Genomic DNA, 21,256 nt, shown 5'->3' on the forward strand with positions numbered 1-21,256 from the left:
TCGAGGGGTGTTCAGGAGGCGTCCAGCTCGGCCAGTCGCCCTCTCAGCATCTGCAGCATGGCCGAAAAGTCGCGACCGCCATGACCGATGCCGTCGAACAGAGCGTACATGGCCTCGGCCTGGGCGCCCAGCGGGGTGGTGGCGCCGGACTTGGCGGCCGCGTCCTGCGCCAGCTTCAGGTCCTTCAGCATCATCGCCGTGGCGAATCCGCCCTGATAGTCGCGGTTGGACGGGGCGGTCGGCACCGGGCCGGGCCAGGGGTAATAGCTGGTCACGCTCCAACACTGGCCGGACGACTTGGACGCGATCTCGAAGAAGCGCTCCGGATCCAGGCCGAGTTTTTCAGCCAGGGCGATGGCCTCGCAGGTGCCCAGCATGGAAATGCCCAGCAGCATGTTGTTGCAGATCTTGGCGGCCTGACCCGCGCCGTGATCGCCGGCGCGGATGGTGATGCGGCTCATCGGCTCCAGCGCCGCCTCGACGCGCGCGAAATCGCCCTCTTCACAGCCGACCATGAAGGCCAGCGTGCCCGCATCCGCCGCCGCCGTGCCACCCGACACCGGAGCGTCGGCGAAGGCGTAACCCGCCTCCTTGGCGAGGCCCGCGACCGTCCTCGCCGCTTCAACGTCGATGGTCGAACAGTCCAGCAACAGGGCGGCGGACGGCGCCGCGCCGACGATCTGTTCGGAATAGACGGATCGCACATGTGGACCGGCGGGCAGCATGGTGATGACCACCTCGGCGTCCTTGACCGCCTCCGCGACCGATCCAACGGGGGTGCAGCCCTGGGACGCGGCCCGCTCCAGCGCGCTGGGCGACAGGTCGAAGGCGGAGACCGCATGGCCCGCCCTGGCCTGATTGGCCGCCATGCCCCCGCCCATATTGCCCAGGCCGATGAAGACGATCTTGGTCATGGTCTCTCTCCCTTTTGTCGGCGCCGAGGTCAGGCCAGCGGCGTCCATTTTTCATTGTCGGCCAACGGCGCGAACAGCGCGTCCAGCGTCGCGTCGGAAACGCCCGACAGGTCCGCCGGAGACCATTTCGGCGCATTGTCCTTGTCCACGATCACGGCCCGCACGCCTTCCTGGAAGTCGTGCGTCGCGCCGATCCGGCCGCTGACGGCGTATTCTACGGCCATGTTGGCGTCGAAGGACGCTGCCTTCGTCCCCTCGCGGATGTGACGCAACGTGACCTTCAGCGAGGTCGGGGATTTGGTCTTCAACGTCGCCAGTTGCGAGACCGCCCAGTCCGATCCATCGGCTTGAAGCGCCGCGAAAATCTCCTCCACGGTGTCGAAGGCGAACAGCCGGTCGATGGCCTCGCGGCGGGACGCGAGCGGCGCAGGTCCGGCGTCCTTGGCGTGGCGCGCGGCCACCGATGCTGGATCGGCGGGGTCGGCCAGCAGATCGGTCTTCAACGCCTCGATGCCCTCTGACGGCACGAAATGGGTGTGGATTCCCAGGCCCACTGTATCGGCCGCCTTCAGCCGTGCGCCGGTCAGGCCAATCCAGACGCCCGTCTGTCCGGGCAGGCGGGGCAGGAACCAGCCGCCTCCGACCTCAGGATACAGGCCGATGCCCGTCTCCGGCATGGCGTAGGTGGTGCGTTCGGTGGCGATGCGGACATCCGCCGGTTCGGAAATCCCGACCCCGCCGCCCATGACGATGCCGTCCACGATGGCGGTGATCGGCTTGGGATAGCCGAACATTAGCGCGTTCAGCTGATACTCCGCCTTGAAGAAGGCGCGCGCATCCACACCGTCGCCCGCGCCGCTTTCGGCGATCATGCGGATGTCGCCGCCCGCGCAGAACCCACGTTCGCCCGTATGATCGACCAGCACGGAGCGCACGGCCGCGTCGTCGCGCCAACTCAGCAGAGTGGCGATCATCGTTTCGCACATGGGCCGGTTCAGGGCGTGGATCGCCTTGGGCCGGTTCAGGGTGATGCGGCCGACGCCGTTCTCGATACGTGTGATGATCTCGGCTTCGCTCACTTGGCCATCTCCCGCGCGATAATCACGCGCATGATCTCGTTCGTGCCTTCCAGGATGCGGTGGACCCGCAGGTCGCGCACGATCCGTTCCAGCGGATAGTCCTTCAGATAGCCATATCCGCCGTGCAGTTGCAGCGCCTCGTCGGCGATCTGGAAACAGGCGTCCGTGGCCAGCCGCTTGGCCATGGCGCACCATTTGGTCTTTTCGGGGTGGTCGTTGTCGAGGGCCCAGGCGCCGCGCAGCACCATCAGACGCGCCGCCTCAAGGTCCGTCGCCATGTCGGCCAGGCGGAACTGCAGCGCCTGAAATTCGGCCAGCGGTTTGCCGAACTGTTTGCGCGTGGCGACATAGCTCAGCGCCGTCTCAAGCGCCAGCCGCGCCCCGCCCAGCGAACAGGCTGCGATGTTCAGCCGCCCGCCGTCCAGACCGGCCATGGCGTAGCGGAAACCCGCCCCCTCTTCGCCCAGCAGATTGGCGACTGGCACGCGGCAGTCGTCGAACTGGACGACGGCGGTCGGCTGGGCGTTCCAACCCATCTTCTTTTCCTGCGCGCCGAACGACAGGCCGGGCGTGCCGGCCTCGACAACGATGGCGCTGACGCCTTTAGCCCCCTCCCCGCCCGTACGGACCATGACGACATAGACATCCGATGTGCCCGCGCCGGAGATGAAGGCCTTGGAGCCGTTCAGCACGAAATGATCGCCGTCCCGCAACGCCGTCGTCCGCAGCGCCGCCGCGTCGGAGCCCGAGCCCGGCTCAGTCAGGCAGTAAGAGGCGATCCTGTCCATCGTCACCAGCGAGGGCACGAACCGCGCCCGCAGATCGTCCGATCCGAAACGGTCGATCATGGACGTCGCCATATTGTGGATCGAGATGAAGGCCGCGGTGGCCACGTCGCCGCGCGACAACTCCTCGAAGATGAGCGCCGCCTCGACCCGGCCCAGGGCCATGCCGCCGTGTTCCTCGCCGGTGTAGATGCCGCAGAAGCCCATCTCGGCCGCCTGTTTCATCACATCGACGGGGAAATACTTGTCCTCGTCCCAGCGGGCCGAATGGGGCGCCAGTTCGGCGTCTGCGAAAACGCGCGCCGCGTCCTGAATGGCGCGCTGATCGTCGGTAAGGGCGAAATCCATATCTCGTCACTCCCCGCCCCTCGCCCGTCATCCTCGGACTTGACCCGAGGATCGGAGGCGGGAGCGTCTGTGCGTCCGCGTTATCGCACAAGCGGCGGACAATCCGGCCCTCGGGTCAAACCCGAGGGTCACGGCGTTTGCTATCAGCGCATCGTCGGAATGACGAACGACGAATCCGAATGCTCAAGCGCGCTGTCGGGCCAGCGGGCGGTGACGGTCTTGGTCTTGGTCCAGAAGCGGACGCCCTCCATGCCGTGCTGGTTGATGTCGCCGAAGGCCGAGCGCTTCCAGCCGCCGAAGGTGTGATAGGCGACCGGCACCGGGATCGGCACATTGATCCCGACCATGCCGACGTTGACCCGGGCGGCGAAGTCGCGGGCCGCACGGCCGTTTTGGGTGAAGATGGCGACGCCGTTGCCGTACTGGTGGTTCGACGGCAGAGCCAGCGCCTCCTCGAACGTCTCGGCCCGCACGATCTGCAGCACGGGACCGAAGATTTCTTCCTGATAGGACGACATCTCGGGCTTCACATGGTCGAACAGCGACGGGCCGATGAAGTATCCCTTCTCGTGGCCCTGGAGGCTGAAGTCGCGGCCGTCCACGACCAGTTCGGCGCCTTCCTGCACGCCCTTCTCGATCCAGCCGGCGATGCGATCGCGGTGCTGGGCGGTGACGACGGGGCCGTAGTGGGCGCCCGCGTCTGTCGAGACGCCGACCCGCATCGACGGGATTTCGGCGACCATCCGCTCGCGCAGTTCGTCCGCCGTCTTCTTGCCGACCGGCACGACGACCGGCAGGGCCATGCAGCGTTCGCCCGCCGAGCCATAAGCCGCGCCGGACAGGTCCTTGATCACCTGATCCATGTCTGCGTTAGGCAAGACGATGCCGTGGTTCTTGGCGCCGCCCATGGCCTGGACCCGCTTATGATTGGCCGCCCCGGTCTGATAAACATAGTGGGCGATGTCGGACGACCCGACGAAGCTGACGGCGTGGACCAGCGGGTGGGTCAGGATGGCGTCGACCGCCGTCTTGTCGCCATGCACCACATTCAGCACGCCGTTAGGCGCACCGGCTTCCAGCATCAGTTCGGCCAGACGCACCGGCACCGACGGATCGCGCTCGGACGGCTTCAGGACGAAGGTGTTGCCGACCGCGATGGCCACGCCGAACATCCACATCGGGATCATGGCCGGGAAGTTGAACGGGGTGATGCCCGCCACCACGCCCAGCGGCTGTCGCATCGAATAGACGTCGATGCCGGGCCCGGCGCCATAGGTGTATTCGCCCTTCAAGGCGTGCGGGATGCCGCAGGCGAACTCGATCACCTCCAACCCGCGCTGGATGTCGCCTTTGGAGTCGGCGATGACCTTGCCATGTTCGCTGGACAGCAGTTCGGCCAGTTCGTCCATGTTCGCCTCAACCAGGCGCTTGAACTCGAACATAACGCGGGCGCGGCGCTGGGGGTTGGTGCTGGACCAGCCGTCAAAGGCGTTCTGCGCCGCCTGAACCGCGCGATCAACCTCGCCCGTCGTGGCCAGTTGCACGCGGGCCTGAACCTCGCCGGTGTTGGGATTGAACACGTCGGCGAAACGGCCGGACGCGCCGTCAAAGGCGGCGCCGTCGACGAAATGGCGGATGTCGCGCATGGCTGCAGATCTCCCGTGATCGTTATTCTTGTGGCCCTCTCTTGCTAGCATCGCCGCACAAGGCTCGATAATGCGAAATTGCAGGAATCGATCTGCATTTTTGCATGAGCGAGGGTCATGTTCGACTGGGACGATCTGCGCATCTTCGTCGCAGCCGCACGGGCGGGGTCGCTGGGGGGCGCTGCGCAACGGCTGGGGGTGGACGCCGCGACCGTGGGCCGCCGGGTCGCCCGGCTGGAGAGCGCGCTGAAATCGACGCTGGTGGTGCGCTCCACCACCGGACTTCATCTGACGGCGGCCGGCGCCCAGCTTCTGGACATTGGACTGGAGGCCGAGGGGGCGATGGAGGCGGTGGCGCGCGTCACCCAGCCGGACACCCTAGCTGGCGTGGTGCGCATCAGCGCCTCCGAAGGCTTCGGCGTCACCCTGATGGCCCCCGCGCTGGCCGGATTGGGTCGCGCCAGTCCCGGCCTTCGGATCGAACTGGCCGCCAACGCCGGCTTCCTGTCGCCCAGCCGCCGCGAGGTGGACATGGCCATCACCCTGGCGGCGCCCGATGCGGCGCGGCTGATCGTGGAGCCGCTGACGCCCTATCAACTGGCCCTGTACGCCGCGCCCGACTATGTGGCCCACCATGGCGCGCCCGATACTGTCGAGGCCCTGAGCGGCTTCGACATCGTGGGCTATATCGACGATCTGATCTATGCGCCCGAGCTTCGCTATCTGGACGAGATCCGACCCGGCCTGACGCCGCACCTGGGGTCGTCCTCGATCCGTGCGCAGAGAGAGATCATCGCGGCCGGCGGCGGGATCGGCGTCCTGCCGTGTTTCATGGCGACGGGACTTCAGCGCGTGGCGCCCGACGTGCTGATCGAGCGACGATTCTGGCTGGCCACCCACCGCGAGGTGCACGACACCGCGCGCCTGCGCACAGTCCGAACATGGCTGAAGACGCTGTGCGCCGACCACCGCGACCGTTTGCGGCCCTTCGCGACTCCCTCGGTCTGACGCCGCCTGTGTTTCGGATGACACGACCCGAACACAGTTCGTCAGGCGATGGAACATCGGCCGCGGTCAAATCTTAATAGGGCGTAAGCGAGACACGCCATGACCCTGATCCTCGGCCTGACCCTGATGACCACCCTGCTGGGCGCACCCGCCGACGCCCTGCCGCGCGAGCGCGCCGGCTTCAGGCCGGCGCAAGTACAGAAGGCGTCGGTTGCGCCCCAGGACCGTTTCAGCGTGCGTCTACGCTGCACCGCCCTGGCGTCCGGTCATGTCACAGACTGCGTGGTTCTGGAGGAAACCAAGCCTGGCTACGGCTTTGGCGAAGCGGCCCTGGCCCTGATGAACGATGCGCAGGTCACGCCTATCACCGAACAGGGCCGCGCGGTGGATGCCCAATTCGAACGCACGATCGACTTTACGCCGTAATCGGTCGTTCGAACGCCTTCAGGATGGGGCACGGCCCCTCCTCGTTGCGCGCGCAGTCGGACGCCAGGCGCTGAAGCGCAGCCCGCGCCGCCTGCATATCGGCGATCTGACGATCCAGTTCCGCGATGCGCGACTTCGCCATGGCCCGGACCCTGGTTCGATCCGCGCCTGAATCCAACGTCAGCAGTTCGCCGATCTGCGCCAGGGTGAACCCTGCCGTCTGGGCCTGACGGATGAAGCGCAGCCGGTCCGCATCGGCTGGCCCATAGCGCCGCGTCGTGCCGTCTCCCACCGGCGTCTCCAGCAGGCCGCGCCGCTGATAATAGCGGATCGTCTCCACCCCGACCGCCCCCGCCTTGGCCAGCCCGCCGATCGTCATCGCCATCGCTTGACTCCGTACCATGGTACAGACCCTACAGGGGGTGCAGCCCGTTGTCAGCCCGTCTGGATCTTCGATGCCGCACCCCGAAAAGACCGCCATCCTGTATCGAATGGTCATGCCGGAACACGTTTGCCCGTATGGCCGGAAATCGCTGTGGCTGCTGAAACGCAAGGGCTACCAGGTCGATGATCGCCATCTGACGAGCCGCGCCGAGACCGACGCCTTCAAGGCCCAGCACGACGTCAAGACCACGCCCCAGACCTTCATCGCCGGCCAGCGCATCGGCGGCCATGACGACCTGCGCCGGTTTTTCGGACAGAGCGTCCCGGCGCCGGGGCAGACCAGCTATACGCCCGTCCTCGCCGTATTCGCCGTCGCCCTGCTGATCGCCGCCGCCATCGCCTGGCTGCGGTTCGGAACCCTGGTCAGCCTGTCGATCCTGCCCAACTTCATCGCGACGGCCATGTGCCTGCTGGCCATGCTGAAGCTGCAGGATGTCGAGAAATTCTCGACCATGTTCCTGAACTATGACCTTCTCGCGCAGAAATGGCCGGGCTACGGCTATGTCTATCCCTTCGCGGAACTGGGCGCGGGCGTCCTGATGCTGGCGGGCGCGCTGACCTGGCTGTCGGCGCCGGTCGCCCTGTTCATCGGCGGCGTGGGCGCCGTCTCGGTGTTCAAGGCCGTCTATGTCGACAAGCGGGAGCTGAAATGCGCCTGCGTCGGAGGGGCGTCCAACGTGCCGCTGGGCTTCGTCAGCCTGACCGAGAACCTGATGATGATCGCCATGGCGGCCGCCCTGCTGGTCATGGCCGTATGACGCGCGGCCAAGGACGTATGAACGCATGACCCAATTCCCCCTCGACCGCCGCAGCCTGTTGCGAGGGTTCGCGGCCGGCGGCGGCCTGATGGCGTTGCAGGCCGCCCTGCCCGCCTGGGCCCATACGGGATCACCCGGCTTGCCGAGCCTGACCGGCCCGAACATCGACCTGACAGTGGGCCATTCGCCGTTCACCGTGGGCGGACGCACGGGCCATGCGGTGACCGTCAACGGAACCCTCCCAGCCCCGCTCATCCGCCTGCGCGAAGGCCAGAACGCGCGGCTGACCGTCACCAACACCCTGGACGAAGACACCTCGATCCACTGGCACGGCCTGTTGCTGCCCTTCCAGATGGACGGGGTGCCGGGCATCAGCTTTCCCGGCATCAAGGCCGGCGAGACCTTCGTCTATGAGTTCCCGGTCATCCAGTCGGGCACCTACTGGTACCACAGCCATTCCAATCTGCAGGAGGCGATGGGCCACTACGGCCCCCTCGTCATCGACCCGGCGGGCGCCGATCCGGTCGCCTATGACCGCGAACACGTGCTGGTCCTGTCAGACTGGAGCTTCCTGCATCCGCACCAGATCCTGGACAAGCTGAAGAAGAGCCCCGGCTATTTCAACCGCCAGCGCACCACCCTGGCCGGCCTGATCGACGGGTCGGACCGGATGAGCCCTGAGGAGCGGCGGATGTGGGGGGCGATGCGGATGGACCCGCGCGACATCCTGGACGTCAATGGCGCGACCTACACCTATCTGATCAACGGCCATGGTCCGCAGGAAAACTGGACCGGCCTGTTCCGGCCCGGCGAGCGGGTGCGCCTGCGCATCATCAACGCCTCGGCCATGTCGATCTTCAACGTGCGGATTCCCGGCCTGGCCATGACCTTGGTCAACGCCGACGGCCAGAACGTGCGCCCGGTCGAGACCGACGAGTTCCAGATTTCGGTCGCCGAAACCTATGACGTCATTGTTCGCCCCACCGAGGACCGCGCCTATACCATTGTGTCCGAGGCCATCGACCGATCCGGCATGGGCCGCGCCACCCTGGCGCCCCGCCTGGGCATGGCGGCGGAGGTCCCGTCGCTGAGACCCGTTCCGAACCTGACCATGCGGGACATGGGCATGGGGAGCATGGGAGACATGGGGGACACGAACGGCATGGACCACGACGGGATGGATCATGGCGGCATGTCCATGCGCGATCCGTCCAAGGCGCCGCCGGGCATGGCGGTGGGCGTCGGCGTGGACATGATCTCGCCCGCTCCTGCCGACCGGCTGGGCGAGCGACCGCTGGGGCTGAAGGACGCGCCGCACCGCGTGCTGGTCTATACCGATCTGGTTTCGCTGAACCCCAACACGGACCGCCGCCCGCCGTCGCGCAGCCTGGAAATCCACCTGACCGGCAATATGGAGCGGTTCATGTGGGGTTTCGACGGGCGCAAGTTCTCGGAACTGGTCCAGCCGATCCGGTTCGAGCGCAACGAGCGGGTGCGCGTGACCCTGGTCAACGACACCATGATGTCCCACCCCATCCATCTGCACGGCCATTTCTTCGAACTGGTCACGGGCGGGCCGGCCGGTCATCAGCCGTTGAAGCACACGGTCAATGTCGCGCCGGGATCGAAGGTCACCTTCGACCTGACCGCCGATGCGCCGGGCGACTGGGCCTTCCACTGTCACCTGCTGATGCACATGCACGCGGGCATGTTCAACGTCGTGACCGTGCGCCCGCTGCATGGAGGCGCCGCATGAGCCGCCTTTTCCTGACCCTGACGCCCCTGCTGCTGGCGGCCGGCCTCGCACAGGCCCAGTCCGTCGATCCCCATGCCGGCCATCACCAGGCGCAGCCGGCGCGGGCCGCCACACCGACCGTTGATCCGCACGCGGGCCATGCGATGCCCCCTTCCGTCGATCCTCATGCGGGACACGACATGGGCAGGATGGATGCTCAGCCGGCGGACCCGCACGCCGGTCATGACATGAGCACGATGGGCGCGACGGCCGATCCCCACGCGGGTCACGACAGGGGCGGCATGAGCATGGCCGCGCCCAACGCTCCGCCCCCCTCCGCCGCCCTGTCCGGCCCCGCCCATGCCGCCGACACCGTCTTCGGCGCCCAGGCCATGGCCGCCTCGCGCAGCCTGCTGATCGCAGAGAACGGCGACGTGCGCACGACCGGCGTCGTCATCGACCGGCTTGAGGCCGGCTTGGGCGACGGCGCCGACGCCTATCTGTGGGACGCCCAGGGCTGGACCGGCGGCGACATTCATCGCTTATGGTGGAAGACCGAGGGCGAAGGCGACCTGCAGGGCCGTCTGCACGAGGCGGAAATCCAGGCCCTGTACAGCCGCGCCATATCGCCGTTCTGGAACCTGCAGGCGGGCGTGCGTCAGGATATTCGCCCGGATGGACCGGATGCGACCCACGTTGTGCTGGGCTTCCAGGGACTGGCGCCCCATTGGTGGGAGATCGACGCCGCCGCCTTTTTGTCCACCAAGGGCGACCTGAGCGCCAAGGTCGAGGCCGAATACGACCAGCGCATCACCCAGCGGCTGATCCTGCAGCCGCGTGTCGAGGCCGCCCTGTCCGCTCGCGACGCGCCGGAACTGGATCTCGGTGCGGGCCTGTCGTCCATCCAGGCAGGGCTGCGTCTTCGCTATGAGTTCACGCGCGAGTTCGCCCCCTATTTCGGGATAGAATGGACCCGCGCCCTGGGATCGACCACCGACCTGATCGCGGCGCGCGGCGGGGAAGCGGACAAGACCCAGGTCGTCGTGGGCCTGAAGGCCTGGTTCTGAAGGAACGGTCGGCTCAGGCCAACATCAAGGGCGCGGTCTGGAACACCACGCCGACACCCGCAATGACGCCCCCCGCCACCGCCATCCTCAGGCCGAAGGCCCGGGTGTCGTCCGGCTCGGCCCGGCGAAGCTGGGACGCCGCGCGCCAGCCCCCGGCGGAGATGGCGCCCAGACACGCCAGGCTGAAGACCAGGCCGATGACCTTGCCGCCCGCCGCGTCGCGCCAAGCCACGTCCGCGAAACTGGCCAGCAGGTAGAGCCCCAGGAAATGCACGGCCCAGATCATCAGGCCGCCTAGGGCCACGACCCAGAACCTCACGACATCACGCCGGGGAACAGGCGCACCAGCAGGGTCGTGCCCGCCCCTTGAAGCGCCGTGAAGGCCAGGAACAGGGCGATCAGTTCGAACGTGGCTGGCCGCTTGGGCGACAGATGACCGAACATCCAGCGCAGCGCCGCGAACGGCCCCATCAGAAGACAGATTCCCGCGAACAACCCTTGCCAAGCCAGCAGGGCGAAGACGGTCGCGCCCTGGCTGGAGACGTCGGGCCGCAGCCCCGAGCCCCACCAGGCCGAGGCCTCCGCCGCCCAGGCCCCGCCCGCCGCCAGGCTCGCCAAAAGCATTACAGCCGCCGCGACCACCGGACTGCGCGGTCGATCCAGCTTCAGCGCGGCCTGCGCCGCCCAGCCCCCGACGCCGACCAGGACCAGCAGGCCCAGCGTCAACGGCAGGGAACCCAGGTCCGGCGGGGCCTGCCACAGGTCGGGTCGGCGGCTCCACAGGAAGACATAGGAGAAACAGGCCATGACGGCGACCATGCCGCCGACGATCAGGGTGATGACCATGGCCCACCAGCCGTGGCTGGAGGGCCCCGACACATAGGTCGGCAGCCGGACTCCGCCGCCGACGTCCACGGTCTCATGCGAGTTCGGCCGATCCAGCCGCCAGGCCCACTCCCAGATGCAATAGATCGCCAAAAGACCGCTGATGACCGACAGCAGATAGGCCTGGACGGTCAGGATCAGGAAGAAGCCGGCTGTGAAGATCGCGCCCCACACATGCCAGCTGGAAGGCCGGGGGATGCGCAGCACATATTGCGGCTCGGCGTTGACCGGACTGGTGATCAAGGTCTCGCGGTCTCCCCGCGGCGCGCCTGGCAGGAAGTACCGGCCCGCCACAACGTCCCGCGCCAGATCCTTCTGGTCCCACAGGGGATAGAGGCTTCGGATGACCGGCGACGAGCGCAGCGAGTATCGGCCCGACGGCAGCCACTCCAGCCCCGCCCCGCCGAAGACGTTGCCCGCCTCCCTGGCGCGGAACGGGCGGAAGTTGCGGATCATGTCCACGACCCACAACAGCACGGCCAGGCCGAACAGGAACGATCCCACCGTCGAGATCATGTTGGGCAGGTCCCAGCCTCGATCCGGCAGATAGGTATAGACCCGGCGCGGCATCCCCATCAGCCCGGTCAGATGCATCGGCAGGAAGGTGACGTTGTGGCCGACGAACATCAGCCAGAATATCCACTTGCCCCAGCGTTCAGACAGGGGCCGCGCGCTCGACATCGGCAGCCAATAGTAGATGGCCGCGAACAGCGGGAACACCATCCCTCCGATCAGGACGTAATGCAGGTGGGCGACGATGAAGTAGCTGTCGTGGGCCTGCCAGTCGAACGGCACCATGGCCACCATAACCCCCGTCAGCCCCCCCATGACGAAGGTGACCAGCCCCCCGACCGCGAACAGCCCCGGCGCGTTGAACCGCATCTTGCCGGCCGCCAGGGTGGCGATCCAGGCGAAGACCTGCACCCCCGCTGGCACGCTGACAGCCATCGAGGCGGCGCTGAAATAGTTGATCGAGATCTGCGGCATGCCCGTGGTGAACATGTGGTGGGCCCAGACGCCGAAACTGATGAAGCCCGTCGCCAGCATGGCCAGCACCACCAGCCGGTATCCGACCAGCTTGGTCTGGGCCACCGCCGGGATCAGGGTCGACATCGCCCCCGCCGCCGGCAGGAAGATGATGTAGACCTCCGGGTGTCCGAAGAACCAGAACAGGTGCTGCCACAGCATGGGGTCGCCGCCCTTGGACGCATCGAAGAAGGGCCAGCCCAGCGCGCGCTCCAACTCCAGCAACAGGGTCGACAGGATGATCGACGGGAAGGCGATGATGATCATGCAGGCGAAGATCAGCATGGCCCAGGCGAAGATCGGCAGCTTGTCCAGCGTCATCCCCGGCGCGCGGGTCTTCAGCACCCCGACGATGATCTCGATAGCCCCGGCGATGGCCGAAATCTCGATGAAGCCGATGCCCAGCAGCCAGAAGTCGGCGTTGATCCCCGGCGAATAGGTCATCGAGGTCAGCGGCGGATACATGAACCAGCCGCCGTTGGGCGCCAGGCCGAAGAACAGCGAACAGAAGAAGCACAGCCCCCCGATCAGATAGGCCCAGAAGGCATAGGCCGACAGGCGCGGAAACGGCAGGTCGCGCGCCCCCAGCATCTGCGGCAGCAACAGCACGCCCAACGCCTCGACCGCCGGCACGGCGAACAGGAACATCATCACCGTGCCATGCATGGTGAAGATCTGGTTGTAGGTCTCCTGCGCCAGGAACCCCGTCATCGGCAGGGCCAGTTGCGTGCGCATCAACAGCGCCAGAACCCCGGCCAGCACGAAGAACAACATGGCCGCGCCGACGTAATAGACGCCGACGAAGTTGTTGTTGATCGCGGTGATCCACTCCCACGGCTTGCGCGGGCCGCACCAGACCTCCTCCAACTGTTCCAGTTCGCCCTCGGGCCGGGGCTCGGAAGTCGGAAAGCGCGTGTAGAGCTCGGTGTCGAACCTAGTTTCCGAACTCATTTCAGACTTTCCAGATAGGCGGCGACGGCCCGCAGGTCTTCCCCAGCCAGGACCGGATAGGAAGGCATCCTGTTGCCGGGCTTGATCGCCTGGCTGTCGGAAATCCAGCCCGCCATCGTGCCCTGATTGTTGGGCAGGATGCCGGCGCCCAGGGTCTGACGCGATCCGACATGCGTCAGATCAGGTCCTGCCAGCCCATTGGCCTCCGTCCCGCGAATGGTGTGGCAGGCGGCGCAGCCGGAGGCCGCGAACACCTGACGTCCCTGGTCGATCAGGGCCGGCGTCTCCTGCGCCGAAACCACCGGCTGGGCCACCCTGGCCTGGCGCGCCCTCCAGGCGTCGAAGCCGTCCGGCGCATGGGCCACCACCACCAGCCCCATCAGCGCATGCGGCCCGCCGCAGTATTCCGCGCACTGGCCGCCATAAGTCCCCGGTTGGTCAGCCTGCAGCCGCATGAAGTTGCGACGACCAGGAATCATGTCGGTCTTGCCGCCCAGGCGGGGGACCCAGAAGCTGTGGATCACGTCGGCGCTTTCCAGTTCAAACACGACCGGTTGGCCCACGGGAATATGCACCTCGTTGGCGTCCTGCAGGATTTCGCCACCCTGTTCGTCCAGATAGGCCACGCGCCACCACCACATCTCGCCGGTCACGCGTATGCGCATTTCGCCAGGCCGGGGCGCATCGGCGATCCGCGCGGTGGTGTTCAGCCCATAGATGAGCAGCCCCGTCAGGACGACGACCGGAAAGACCAGGCCCGCCGCCCAGATCAGCCGCTCGCCGCCCACGCGCTGCTTCCATTTGCGCGATCCGAACAGCGCCACGCCCAGCGCCGCCAGCACGATCGCCATGACAACCACCGACATGATGAACAGCACCCAGGCCACGGTGTGGATCGGCGCCGCGAACGGCCCTGCCGGGTCCAACACGGGTGGGGGCCAGCCGGTGGTTCCGGGCGTCGGTTCAGTCGTCATCGAGCGAGTACAGATAGGCCGCGACATCGCGGGCTTGGTCGGGTGACAGGGGCATGGGCGGCATGGCGGTTTGGGGGTCCAGCGAGGGGGCGTCGATCAGCCATTGGATCAGCACGTCCGGCTGATTGGGCAGTCGGCCTGCGATCATCGGCCGGGCGCCGAATCCGGCCAGGTTGGAGCCGCTGCGACCCTGGGGCCAGGCGACGCCGGGGATCTTGTGACACGCGGCGCAACCGATCTCTTGCACGACGCCCAACCCCCTGGCCGCATCGCCCTGCGCCACCTGACGGGGCAGATCGGCCTTGTCCACGCAAGCGGCCAGCATCAGGGGCAGGCCGGCGATCAGCCACCCCCTCTTGCTTCGGCGCGTCTGCGTCGACCCTGTCATCCCGCCCCCAAAAGCCAGACCAAACAATCCGCTGCCGGGATCGGGGTTCCCCGGTGCGACACGCCGCCCCGGCCGCACGCCGGAACCTTCGCCATAGAGGCGGGTTCGAAGGGGCGTGCGCGCGCCCCTCCCCCTCATCGGTCTGTCTTTCGCCCTGGCGGCCCTCGCGGCCTGCGATTCCTCGCGCGGACAGACGGATGCGGCCTTCAGCGCCGATGGCCGGATCATCGCCATGAGCGGCGGCGCCGGCGGGGCTGCCAACGCCTGTTTCGCCTGTCACGGCCTGCAGGGTCAGGGCGATGGGGTTTCCGCTCCGCGCCTTGCCGGACTGGATGTCGGCTATCTGCAGAAGCAGATGGAGGACTACGCCTCTGGCCTCCGTCCCGACGACCAGATGACCCGTATCGCGAAGGCGCTGAACCAGGCAGATCGCCGCGCCGTCGCCGCCTGGTACGCCGGTCTGCCTGCTTCCTCGGTCCAGACTGACCCCGCCCCCGCTCCGGCCGTCTATCTTTCGGGCGACCCATCCCGCGGCATAGTGGCCTGCGCCTCTTGCCACGGCGTCGATGGCGAGGGGACGGGTCGCGGCGGCAACCCCCAGATCGCCGGCCAGCCCGCCGCCTATACTCTGGAGCAGATCAACCGCTGGAAGTCGGGCAAGCGCCGTAACGACCCGCGCGGCGTCATGGCCGCCGCCGTCAAACCGCTTTCGGACCCAGAAGCCCGCGCAATAGCGCTTTGGCTGTCGACACGACCCGCCGCTCCAGCGCCCGCCAGCGCCGCTGCCACCGGGTCCGCTTCCGTGGACGCAGCGGCACGACCGGCAGCATCGCGTGAAACACGTCGTCCCGATCGATCAGATGGTGCTTGAGCGCGGCTCCCGCGTGAATGGGGATCATCAGCAGCAGCGTCAGCACCATGCCCCAATGCATCCACTCCGCCGCCGCCTCGATCGCCCATAGCTGAGTGTTCGACAAATCCTGCAGAGGCAGCAAGGGCCAGGGAATGAACCCCAGCGCCTCCAGCTGGCGCGTCCGGTCCGTCGCCGAAACCATCGCCCAGCCCGTCAGCGGCAGGCCGAACAGACAGATGTAGAAGAGGTAGTGGGTGATGTGCGCCGCCCAGCTTTCCCAGCCCGGCTTGTCCGCATCGTTGACCAGATCCGGCGCCATCAGCCGCCAGGACAGCCGGCCGATCACCAGGATCAGCATCAGCACCCCGATGGCGAAATGCAGGTCATAGGCCGCGACCATGGCCGCCCCCACCGGCTGGCGCCCCATCCAGAAGCCCCAACCGATCTGAAACACCACCAGCCCTGCCATGGTCCAGTGAAAGGCGATGGCGACCGGCGAATAGCGGCCCTCGTCATGATGGCCCGCCGCCCATTCCAGAGCCTGCTGGAACAGCCGAACGATCATGCCGCGACCTCTCGCGTCGGCCCCAGCATCCGCCCTAGGACCGCCAAAGCCGCGAACAGATAGAGCGCCGACGCCGGGGCCCACATGATCAGCCCCGCCGCCTGCTGATCCTCAAGCGGCGTCATGCCCCAGGCCAGTGTGGTGTAGAAGTGCGGCGCATAGACCGGTTGCCCGGCGAAGGTCAGCACCGCCCCCAGCAATCCCATCGCCAGCATGGCCGCCAGCAAGGCCACGACCACCGCCGGGGCCGACGCGGCTCTGACCCTGGTCCAGAACCAGACGGCGCTCGCCAGCAGACTTAATTGCATAACCCAATAGAGGGCGTCGTTCGAAAGCGCCGCGCCATACAGGCCCGGCGCGTGCCAGGCCCACAGCACCACCGCCTGCACCGCCGTCGCAAGGATCAGCCCGGCGCCGTCACGACGGGGCGTCGCCCAGGCCAGCAGCGGCGCGGCGACGCCGACCAGAAGCACGTGGTGCACCGTCCGCGCCGAAAACAACGCCGAGCTTAGGGCGCACAAAGGAGAGACGAAACTGATCGCCAGAACCCCCATCCCCATCAGACCGAACACCCGGCGCCGCCCGTCCAGCCGCGTTGTCAAAAGCATCGTAACGACCAGCATGACGCCCAACAGGACCGGGTCCAGGTTCCAACGCCAATCGCCCGCCTCCGGCGCCGGACCGCAGTAGGGCGTCCAGATCGGTCCTGCATTCATGATCCGCCCCCACACGCGCCCGCTCACGGCATGAAGTTCAAAACCTCGAAGGCCGGCTCAGTTCCTCTCGCAAATCCGTCTGCGGCGATTGGTCTGGCTCGTTTTCCTCGGGCCGGCGTCTCATTCGGCGGGGCAGAGCGGCGTGAGCGATCGCTCGATGGGCGAAAGGGTGTGGAATCTGCTGGAATGGAAGATCAGCGGCGAAATTCCATTGGCCGCGGCCGCGCGGTGGAGACGGAAAAGGACGATGTCGTGGTCGCCCGCCTCGACCTCCTTCTCCACGGAACAGTCCAGCCAGGCCGGCGCGCCGGCCAGGAAAAGCGCACCCTCCGGGCCGACCTGATAGTCCAGCCCGGAAAACCGATTATCGCCCGTCTGGGCCAGTTGGCGCGCGGCGACGGCATGGCTGTCTCCAAGGAACGAGATGCCGATGCGCGGGCGGGCGCGCAGCCGCCGCCAGGTCCACGAGCCACGCTTGATGCAGACCGACACGAGAGGCGGATTTAGCGACACAGCGACGAACGCGCTGGCCGTCATGCCAACGGGACGGGCGTCCTCCATGGCGCCCAATGCCGTCACGCCGGTCGGAAACAGACCGAAAAGCCGGCGCAGATCGGCCTCCTCGGTGATGGCGGCTAGGTTCGGCATGATCAAAAGCCTTCCGGGCGCAGGACGGGGGTTGCGTCGGATGGCTCCACGACGACACAGCGAGCCAACTCCGTCTCCCCATCGTCAGGGTTCAGACCAAAAGTTCCTGGCGAACGATCGCAGCGCCCGCGCCCAAAGCCGCGAGCTTTCCATTGGCGACCCGGCGAGACAGGGGCGCCATGCCGCAGTTGGTGGCGGGATACAGCTTGTCGGCGTCCACGAATTGCAACGCCTTCCTCAAGGTGTCCGCGACCTGTTCGGGCGTCTCGATGACGTCGGTCGCCACGTCGATGGCCCCGACCATCACCTTCTTGCCCCGGATCAGCTCGATCAGGTCCATCGGCACGCGCGAGTTCTGGGCCTCAAGCGAGATGATGTCGATGCTGGAGGTCTGCAGCTTCGGGAAGGCCTCTTCGTACTGACGCCACTCCGACCCCAGCGTCTTCTTCCAGTCGGTGTTGGCCTTGATGCCATAGCCGTAGCAGATGTGGACGGCCGTCTCGCATTTCAGCCCCTCGGCCGCCCTCTCCAGCGTGGCGACGCCCCAGTCGTTCACCTCGTCGAAAAAGACGTTGAAGGCGGGCTCGTCGAACTGGATGATGTCGACGCCGGCGGCCTCCAGTTCTCTGGCTTCCTCGTTGAGGATCTTAGCGAACTCCCAGGCCAGTTTCTCGCGGCTTTGGTAGTGGTCGTCGTACAAGGTGTCGATCATCGTCATCGGCCCCGGCAAGGCCCATTTGATCGGCTGGTCGGTCTGCTGGCGCAGGTATTTGGCGTCCTCGACGAAGACCGGCTTCTGACGGCTGACGGCGCCGACGACCACCGGCACGCTCGCATCATAACGATTGCGGATACGCATGGTCTTGCGGGCCTCGAAATCCACCCCGTCCAGATGCTCGATGAAGGTCGTGACGAAGTGCTGACGTGTCTGTTCGCCGTCGCTGACGATGTCGATCCCGGCGCGGCGCTGATCGTCCAGCGACAGGCGCAGGGCGTCCTGCTTGGCCTCGACAAGCTCATCGCCTTCCAGCTTCCAGGGCGACCACAGGGTCTCGGGCTCGGCCAGCCAGACGGGCTTTGGCAGGCTTCCGGCGGTGGATGTGGGCAACAGGGTTTTCATGACGGATGACTTCTTACGGAATGACGGATCAGGCGGCGAAGCTGGCGGACCATTGGTCCAGAACCTGCCGGTAGGGCTTGATGAAACGCTCTTCGACGAACCGGCCCTGTTCGACCGCCAGACGGCTGCGCTCCTCGCGGTCGTAGACGATGCGGGTCAGCGAATAGTCCTGGCACTGCAGGCTGGGCCGATACTGTTCCGACGCCGGGGAGTTGGCGTTGTAGATCTCGGGCCGATAGATCTTCTGGAAGGTCTCCATCGTGCTGATGGTGCTGACCAGTTCCAGATCGGTGTAGTCGCCCGTCAGGTCGCCGATGTGATAGAAGGCGAAGGGCGCGACGCTGCCCTTGGGCATGAAGTAGCGGACCTTCATCCCCATCTTGGCGAAATACTGATCGGTCGGGGAAAACTCGTCGTTCTCGTATTCGCTGCCCAGCACGGGGTGCTCGCCGCCGGTGCGGTGGTAGGTCTTGTTGCTCGACACGCTCAGGCAGATGACGGGGGGCTTGCCGAAATTATCGCGATAGGCGGCCGAGTTCAGGAAATGCTTGAACAGCTTGCCGTGCAGGTCTCCGAAGTCCGCAGGCGCGAAGGCGCCGGGATTGGCCTTCATATGCGCGGGCAGGACCACGCTGAAGTCGTAGTCGCGCACATAGGAGGAGAAGTTGTTGCCGACGATCCCGTCGATGCGCCGACCGGTCTGGCCGTCCACGATGGTCGTCTGAAGGATTTCGATCAGCGGGAAACTGTCCGTCTCCTCGCCTGGCGCCACGCTCATCTCGACGGAGACGATCTGCAGTTCGACCGCATAGCGATCCCCCCTCGGATTGTCCCAATGCGCCAGGGAGTTGAAGCGGTTGTCGATCATCCTCAGGGTGTTGCGCAGGTTTTCCTGTCGGCTTTCCCCCCGGGCCAGATTGGCGAAATTGGTCGTGATCCGCGTGTTGTCGGCGGGAACATAGTTCTCGTCGAGCGCGGTGCGCTTGATGGTGAATGTGAACGCGCTGTTCGCCATGGTCTCTGCCGTTGATGCTGGCGGAACAGCAGGCAGGAACGCGCGACCGCTCGCACACGGAAGCCTCCGTCGCGGCGTTCATGCGACCTGACCGACACCCCGCCGGAGGACGATATCTGTCGGGGCAGGTCTCCTGGCTCGCGGGTCACGGCTTCCGGCCCGGCCTTCCCGGAGGCGAACCCCCAGTGACATCCGATGGACCCTCAGCTCGCCGCTTACAGTTGCGGGGGCAGCGCCGGCTTCGACCGAAGTCTCACCGGCTTCCCTCTTAGCTCCGAACAGTTCGAACACCGCCCGAAGAACCACGACAAGCGGACACTGCCACAGCCACGCCTGAAGTCAACAATGATATAAAGATATCTTTATGTCCTTATACGATCTACCGCCACCTCGTCAGGCGGCCGTGGGATAGGGGGTCGCTGCGCTGCGGTTCGGGTCGATCAACAGCGCGCGCCCTATGGGCGGAAACGCCCTTTGCGGGCAGGCCGGGCGCTCGCACACCTTGCAGCCCGCGCCGATGGGCGTGGCGGCGGCGACGTCTGACAGGTCCAGACCTTGCGAATAGATCAGGCGCGATGCGTGACGGATGTCGCACCCCAGGCCGATGGCGAAACTCTTGCCCGGCGCGCCAAAGGCCGGACTGGGACTGCCGACGGTTCGTGCGATCCACAGATAGGTGCGTCCGTCGGGCATCTGCGCCATCTGGGTCAGGACGCGGCCGGGCTGGGCGAAGGCTTCGTAAACATTCCAGAGCGGGCACGAACCGCCCACGCGGGAAAAGTGAAAGTCGGTCGCCGACTGGCGCTTGGAGATATTGCCTGCGCGATCGACCCTGACGAAAAAGAAGGGCACGCCCAGCGCCCCCGGCCGCTGAAGCGTGGAAAGCCGGTGACAGACGGTCTCGAACCCCACCCCGAAATGTCGCCCAAGCCGCACGATGTCGTAGGAGAAGGCTTCGGCCTGCTGAAGAAAATCACGATAGGGCAACAGGACGGCGCCGGCGAAGTACTGGGCTAGGCCGATGCGTAGAAGATCGCGCGTCTCCCGGTCGTCGAACCCCGCGCCGTCGATCAGGGTCTCGATGGCGGCGCCCGCCTCCAGATAGGCGAGTTGCATCGCCATCTGGAACGCCTGCTGCCCCTGTTTGGTGAAGGGCGAGACATGAAGGGTGCGATTGACGGCGTCGAAGCGACGCTGCGCCTCCTCCCCCTCGTCGACGACGACGCGCACGCCGTGCCTTTGAGCCAGCCAGGCCGCCAGCCCCGGCCGGACCTGACGCGGCGCCAGACCAGCGGCGTCATAGAGACGCTCGGCCGCCTCATCCAGTTCGGCGACATGATTGCGACGCGAGTAGAAGAAGTCGCGCACCTGTTCGAACGGCATACGGGCGGGCGTGTCGTCGGCGAACTCCTCTCCCAGCCTCAAGGCCATGGCTTCGGCCCGGTCGGCGCTTCGCCTCGACTTGCGGTGCAGCGCGACCAGCGCCCGCCCAACCGCAGGCATGTTCAGCGCAAGTTCGCGCAGTTCAGCCGTCGATATGTGTTCGGCTCCGCCCTCCCCCAGGGCTTCGCGCACATCCGAGATCAGCCGCCCCTCCTCGTCTTCCGAGAACAACTGAACATCGACGCCGAAAGCGGCGTTGAGCTTGAGCAGCAGAGGCACGGTCAGCGGGCGCTGGTTCTGCTCGATCTGACTGAGATAGCTATTGGATATTCCCAGCGCCTGCGCCACCGCGGTCTGGGTCAGGCTGCGCTCTTCGCGCAGCCGACGCAGACGAACACCCATGAAGGTCTTGCTCATAGACTTTTACAACTTTTGCATAAAGTTGGAAAGGATTTCTCAAACATCCACAACAGGAATGCTCAAGACTGACCGACAGATGCAAATATTGCAAACACGAAGATG

20 protein-coding genes and 1 riboswitch are annotated in these 21,256 nt (G+C 66.3%); of the genes, 5 read left to right on the forward strand and 15 right to left on the reverse strand.

The window, feature by feature from the left end:
- Positions 1 to 11: 11 nt before the first annotated feature.
- From mmsB to KZX42_RS16120, 4 genes are all read right to left on the reverse strand, one after another.
- Entirely contained in the window at positions 12 to 914 is a 903-nt protein-coding gene (gene mmsB / locus KZX42_RS16105; RefSeq protein ID WP_248121033.1) for a 3-hydroxyisobutyrate dehydrogenase, read from the reverse strand.
- A 29-nt stretch (positions 915 to 943) separates the two neighbouring features.
- Entirely contained in the window at positions 944 to 1,993 is a 1,050-nt protein-coding gene (locus tag KZX42_RS16110) for an enoyl-CoA hydratase/isomerase family protein (protein ID WP_248121035.1), read from the reverse strand.
- Complete coding sequence (locus KZX42_RS16115) at positions 1,990 to 3,126, reverse strand: isobutyryl-CoA dehydrogenase (protein WP_248121037.1); 1,137 nt, start codon at positions 3,124 to 3,126, stop codon at positions 1,990 to 1,992. Before KZX42_RS16115 ends, KZX42_RS16110 begins: the two co-directional genes overlap by 4 nt.
- Positions 3,127 to 3,269: 143 nt before the next feature.
- Positions 3,270 to 4,772: a CoA-acylating methylmalonate-semialdehyde dehydrogenase gene (locus tag KZX42_RS16120; protein WP_248121039.1), complete on the reverse strand. Its 1,503-nt coding sequence runs from the start codon at positions 4,770 to 4,772 to the stop codon at positions 3,270 to 3,272.
- Between the two features lie 117 nt (positions 4,773 to 4,889).
- On the opposite strand from KZX42_RS16120, the gene KZX42_RS16125 reads away from it, so the two are divergent.
- Positions 4,890 to 5,780 carry a LysR family transcriptional regulator gene (locus KZX42_RS16125; protein WP_248121042.1) on the forward strand — a complete coding sequence of 297 codons (891 nt, stop codon included), beginning with the start codon at positions 4,890 to 4,892 and terminating at the stop codon, positions 5,778 to 5,780.
- 99 nt (positions 5,781 to 5,879) lie between these two features.
- The gene (locus KZX42_RS16130; RefSeq protein WP_248121043.1) at positions 5,880 to 6,206 is read left to right on the forward strand and encodes an energy transducer TonB; all 327 of its coding nucleotides are present in this window, start codon (positions 5,880 to 5,882) and stop codon (positions 6,204 to 6,206) included.
- On the opposite strand, the gene KZX42_RS16135 is transcribed toward KZX42_RS16130, so the two are convergent.
- The gene (locus KZX42_RS16135; protein ID WP_248121045.1) at positions 6,196 to 6,591 is read right to left on the reverse strand and encodes a MerR family DNA-binding protein; all 396 of its coding nucleotides are present in this window, start codon (positions 6,589 to 6,591) and stop codon (positions 6,196 to 6,198) included. The two genes, KZX42_RS16130 and KZX42_RS16135, sit on opposite strands and share 11 nt — an antisense overlap.
- A 70-nt stretch (positions 6,592 to 6,661) precedes the next feature.
- Here KZX42_RS16135 and KZX42_RS16140 point away from each other — a divergent pair, with 70 nt between their 5' ends.
- From KZX42_RS16140 to KZX42_RS16150, 3 genes are read left to right on the forward strand one after another with little or no spacing between them, the layout of a single operon-like run.
- Positions 6,662 to 7,408 carry a glutaredoxin gene (locus KZX42_RS16140; RefSeq protein WP_248121047.1) on the forward strand — a complete coding sequence of 249 codons (747 nt, stop codon included), beginning with the start codon at positions 6,662 to 6,664 and terminating at the stop codon, positions 7,406 to 7,408.
- Between the two features lie 25 nt (positions 7,409 to 7,433).
- On the forward strand, positions 7,434 to 9,164 hold the full coding sequence (locus tag KZX42_RS16145; RefSeq protein WP_248121048.1) for a copper resistance system multicopper oxidase: 1,731 nt from the start codon (positions 7,434 to 7,436) through the stop codon (positions 9,162 to 9,164).
- On the forward strand, positions 9,161 to 10,210 hold the full coding sequence (locus tag KZX42_RS16150) for a copper resistance protein B (protein WP_248121051.1): 1,050 nt from the start codon (positions 9,161 to 9,163) through the stop codon (positions 10,208 to 10,210). The genes KZX42_RS16145 and KZX42_RS16150 overlap by 4 nt, the downstream gene beginning before the upstream one ends.
- 13 nt (positions 10,211 to 10,223) lie before the next feature.
- On the opposite strand, the gene KZX42_RS16155 is transcribed toward KZX42_RS16150, so the two are convergent.
- From KZX42_RS16155 to KZX42_RS16200, 10 genes are all read right to left on the reverse strand, one after another.
- The gene (locus KZX42_RS16155; protein ID WP_248121052.1) at positions 10,224 to 10,529 is read right to left on the reverse strand and encodes a hypothetical protein; all 306 of its coding nucleotides are present in this window, start codon (positions 10,527 to 10,529) and stop codon (positions 10,224 to 10,226) included.
- Positions 10,526 to 13,072: a cytochrome c oxidase subunit I gene (gene ctaD / locus KZX42_RS16160; RefSeq protein ID WP_248121054.1), complete on the reverse strand. Its 2,547-nt coding sequence runs from the start codon at positions 13,070 to 13,072 to the stop codon at positions 10,526 to 10,528. The genes KZX42_RS16155 and ctaD overlap by 4 nt, the downstream gene beginning before the upstream one ends.
- Positions 13,069 to 14,046, reverse strand: a complete 978-nt coding sequence (gene coxB / locus KZX42_RS16165; protein ID WP_248121056.1) for a cytochrome c oxidase subunit II — start codon at positions 14,044 to 14,046, stop codon at positions 13,069 to 13,071. Before coxB ends, ctaD begins: the two co-directional genes overlap by 4 nt.
- Complete coding sequence (locus KZX42_RS16170; RefSeq protein ID WP_248121058.1) at positions 14,036 to 14,371, reverse strand: c-type cytochrome; 336 nt, start codon at positions 14,369 to 14,371, stop codon at positions 14,036 to 14,038. The genes coxB and KZX42_RS16170 overlap by 11 nt, the downstream gene beginning before the upstream one ends.
- Before the next feature lie 761 nt (positions 14,372 to 15,132).
- On the reverse strand, positions 15,133 to 15,852 hold the full coding sequence (locus tag KZX42_RS16175; RefSeq protein ID WP_248121059.1) for a cytochrome b: 720 nt from the start codon (positions 15,850 to 15,852) through the stop codon (positions 15,133 to 15,135).
- Entirely contained in the window at positions 15,849 to 16,595 is a 747-nt protein-coding gene (locus KZX42_RS16180; protein ID WP_248121061.1) for a cytochrome c oxidase assembly protein, read from the reverse strand. The genes KZX42_RS16175 and KZX42_RS16180 overlap by 4 nt, the downstream gene beginning before the upstream one ends.
- 93 nt (positions 16,596 to 16,688) lie before the next feature.
- A complete protein-coding gene (locus KZX42_RS16185) occupies positions 16,689 to 17,216 on the reverse strand; it encodes a flavin reductase family protein (protein ID WP_248121063.1) in 528 nt (175 codons plus the stop codon).
- A 91-nt stretch (positions 17,217 to 17,307) separates the two neighbouring features.
- Positions 17,308 to 18,336, reverse strand: coding sequence for a methionine synthase (locus tag KZX42_RS16190; protein ID WP_248121065.1), 1,029 nt, complete (start codon positions 18,334 to 18,336; stop codon positions 17,308 to 17,310).
- 28 nt (positions 18,337 to 18,364) lie between these two features.
- Positions 18,365 to 19,351 (reverse strand): DUF1852 domain-containing protein, encoded by a 987-nt coding sequence (locus KZX42_RS16195; protein WP_248121067.1) that lies wholly within the window; start codon positions 19,349 to 19,351, stop codon positions 18,365 to 18,367.
- A 105-nt stretch (positions 19,352 to 19,456) separates the two neighbouring features.
- Positions 19,457 to 19,673: riboswitch (cobalamin riboswitch) on the reverse strand.
- A gap of 71 nt (positions 19,674 to 19,744) precedes the next feature.
- Entirely contained in the window at positions 19,745 to 21,151 is a 1,407-nt protein-coding gene (locus tag KZX42_RS16200; RefSeq protein WP_248121069.1) for a short-chain fatty acyl-CoA regulator family protein, read from the reverse strand.
- Positions 21,152 to 21,256: the final 105 nt, after the last annotated feature.

Source organism: Brevundimonas sp. EYE_349 (assembly GCF_023147505.1).
Classification (GTDB): Bacteria; Pseudomonadota; Alphaproteobacteria; order Caulobacterales; family Caulobacteraceae; genus Brevundimonas.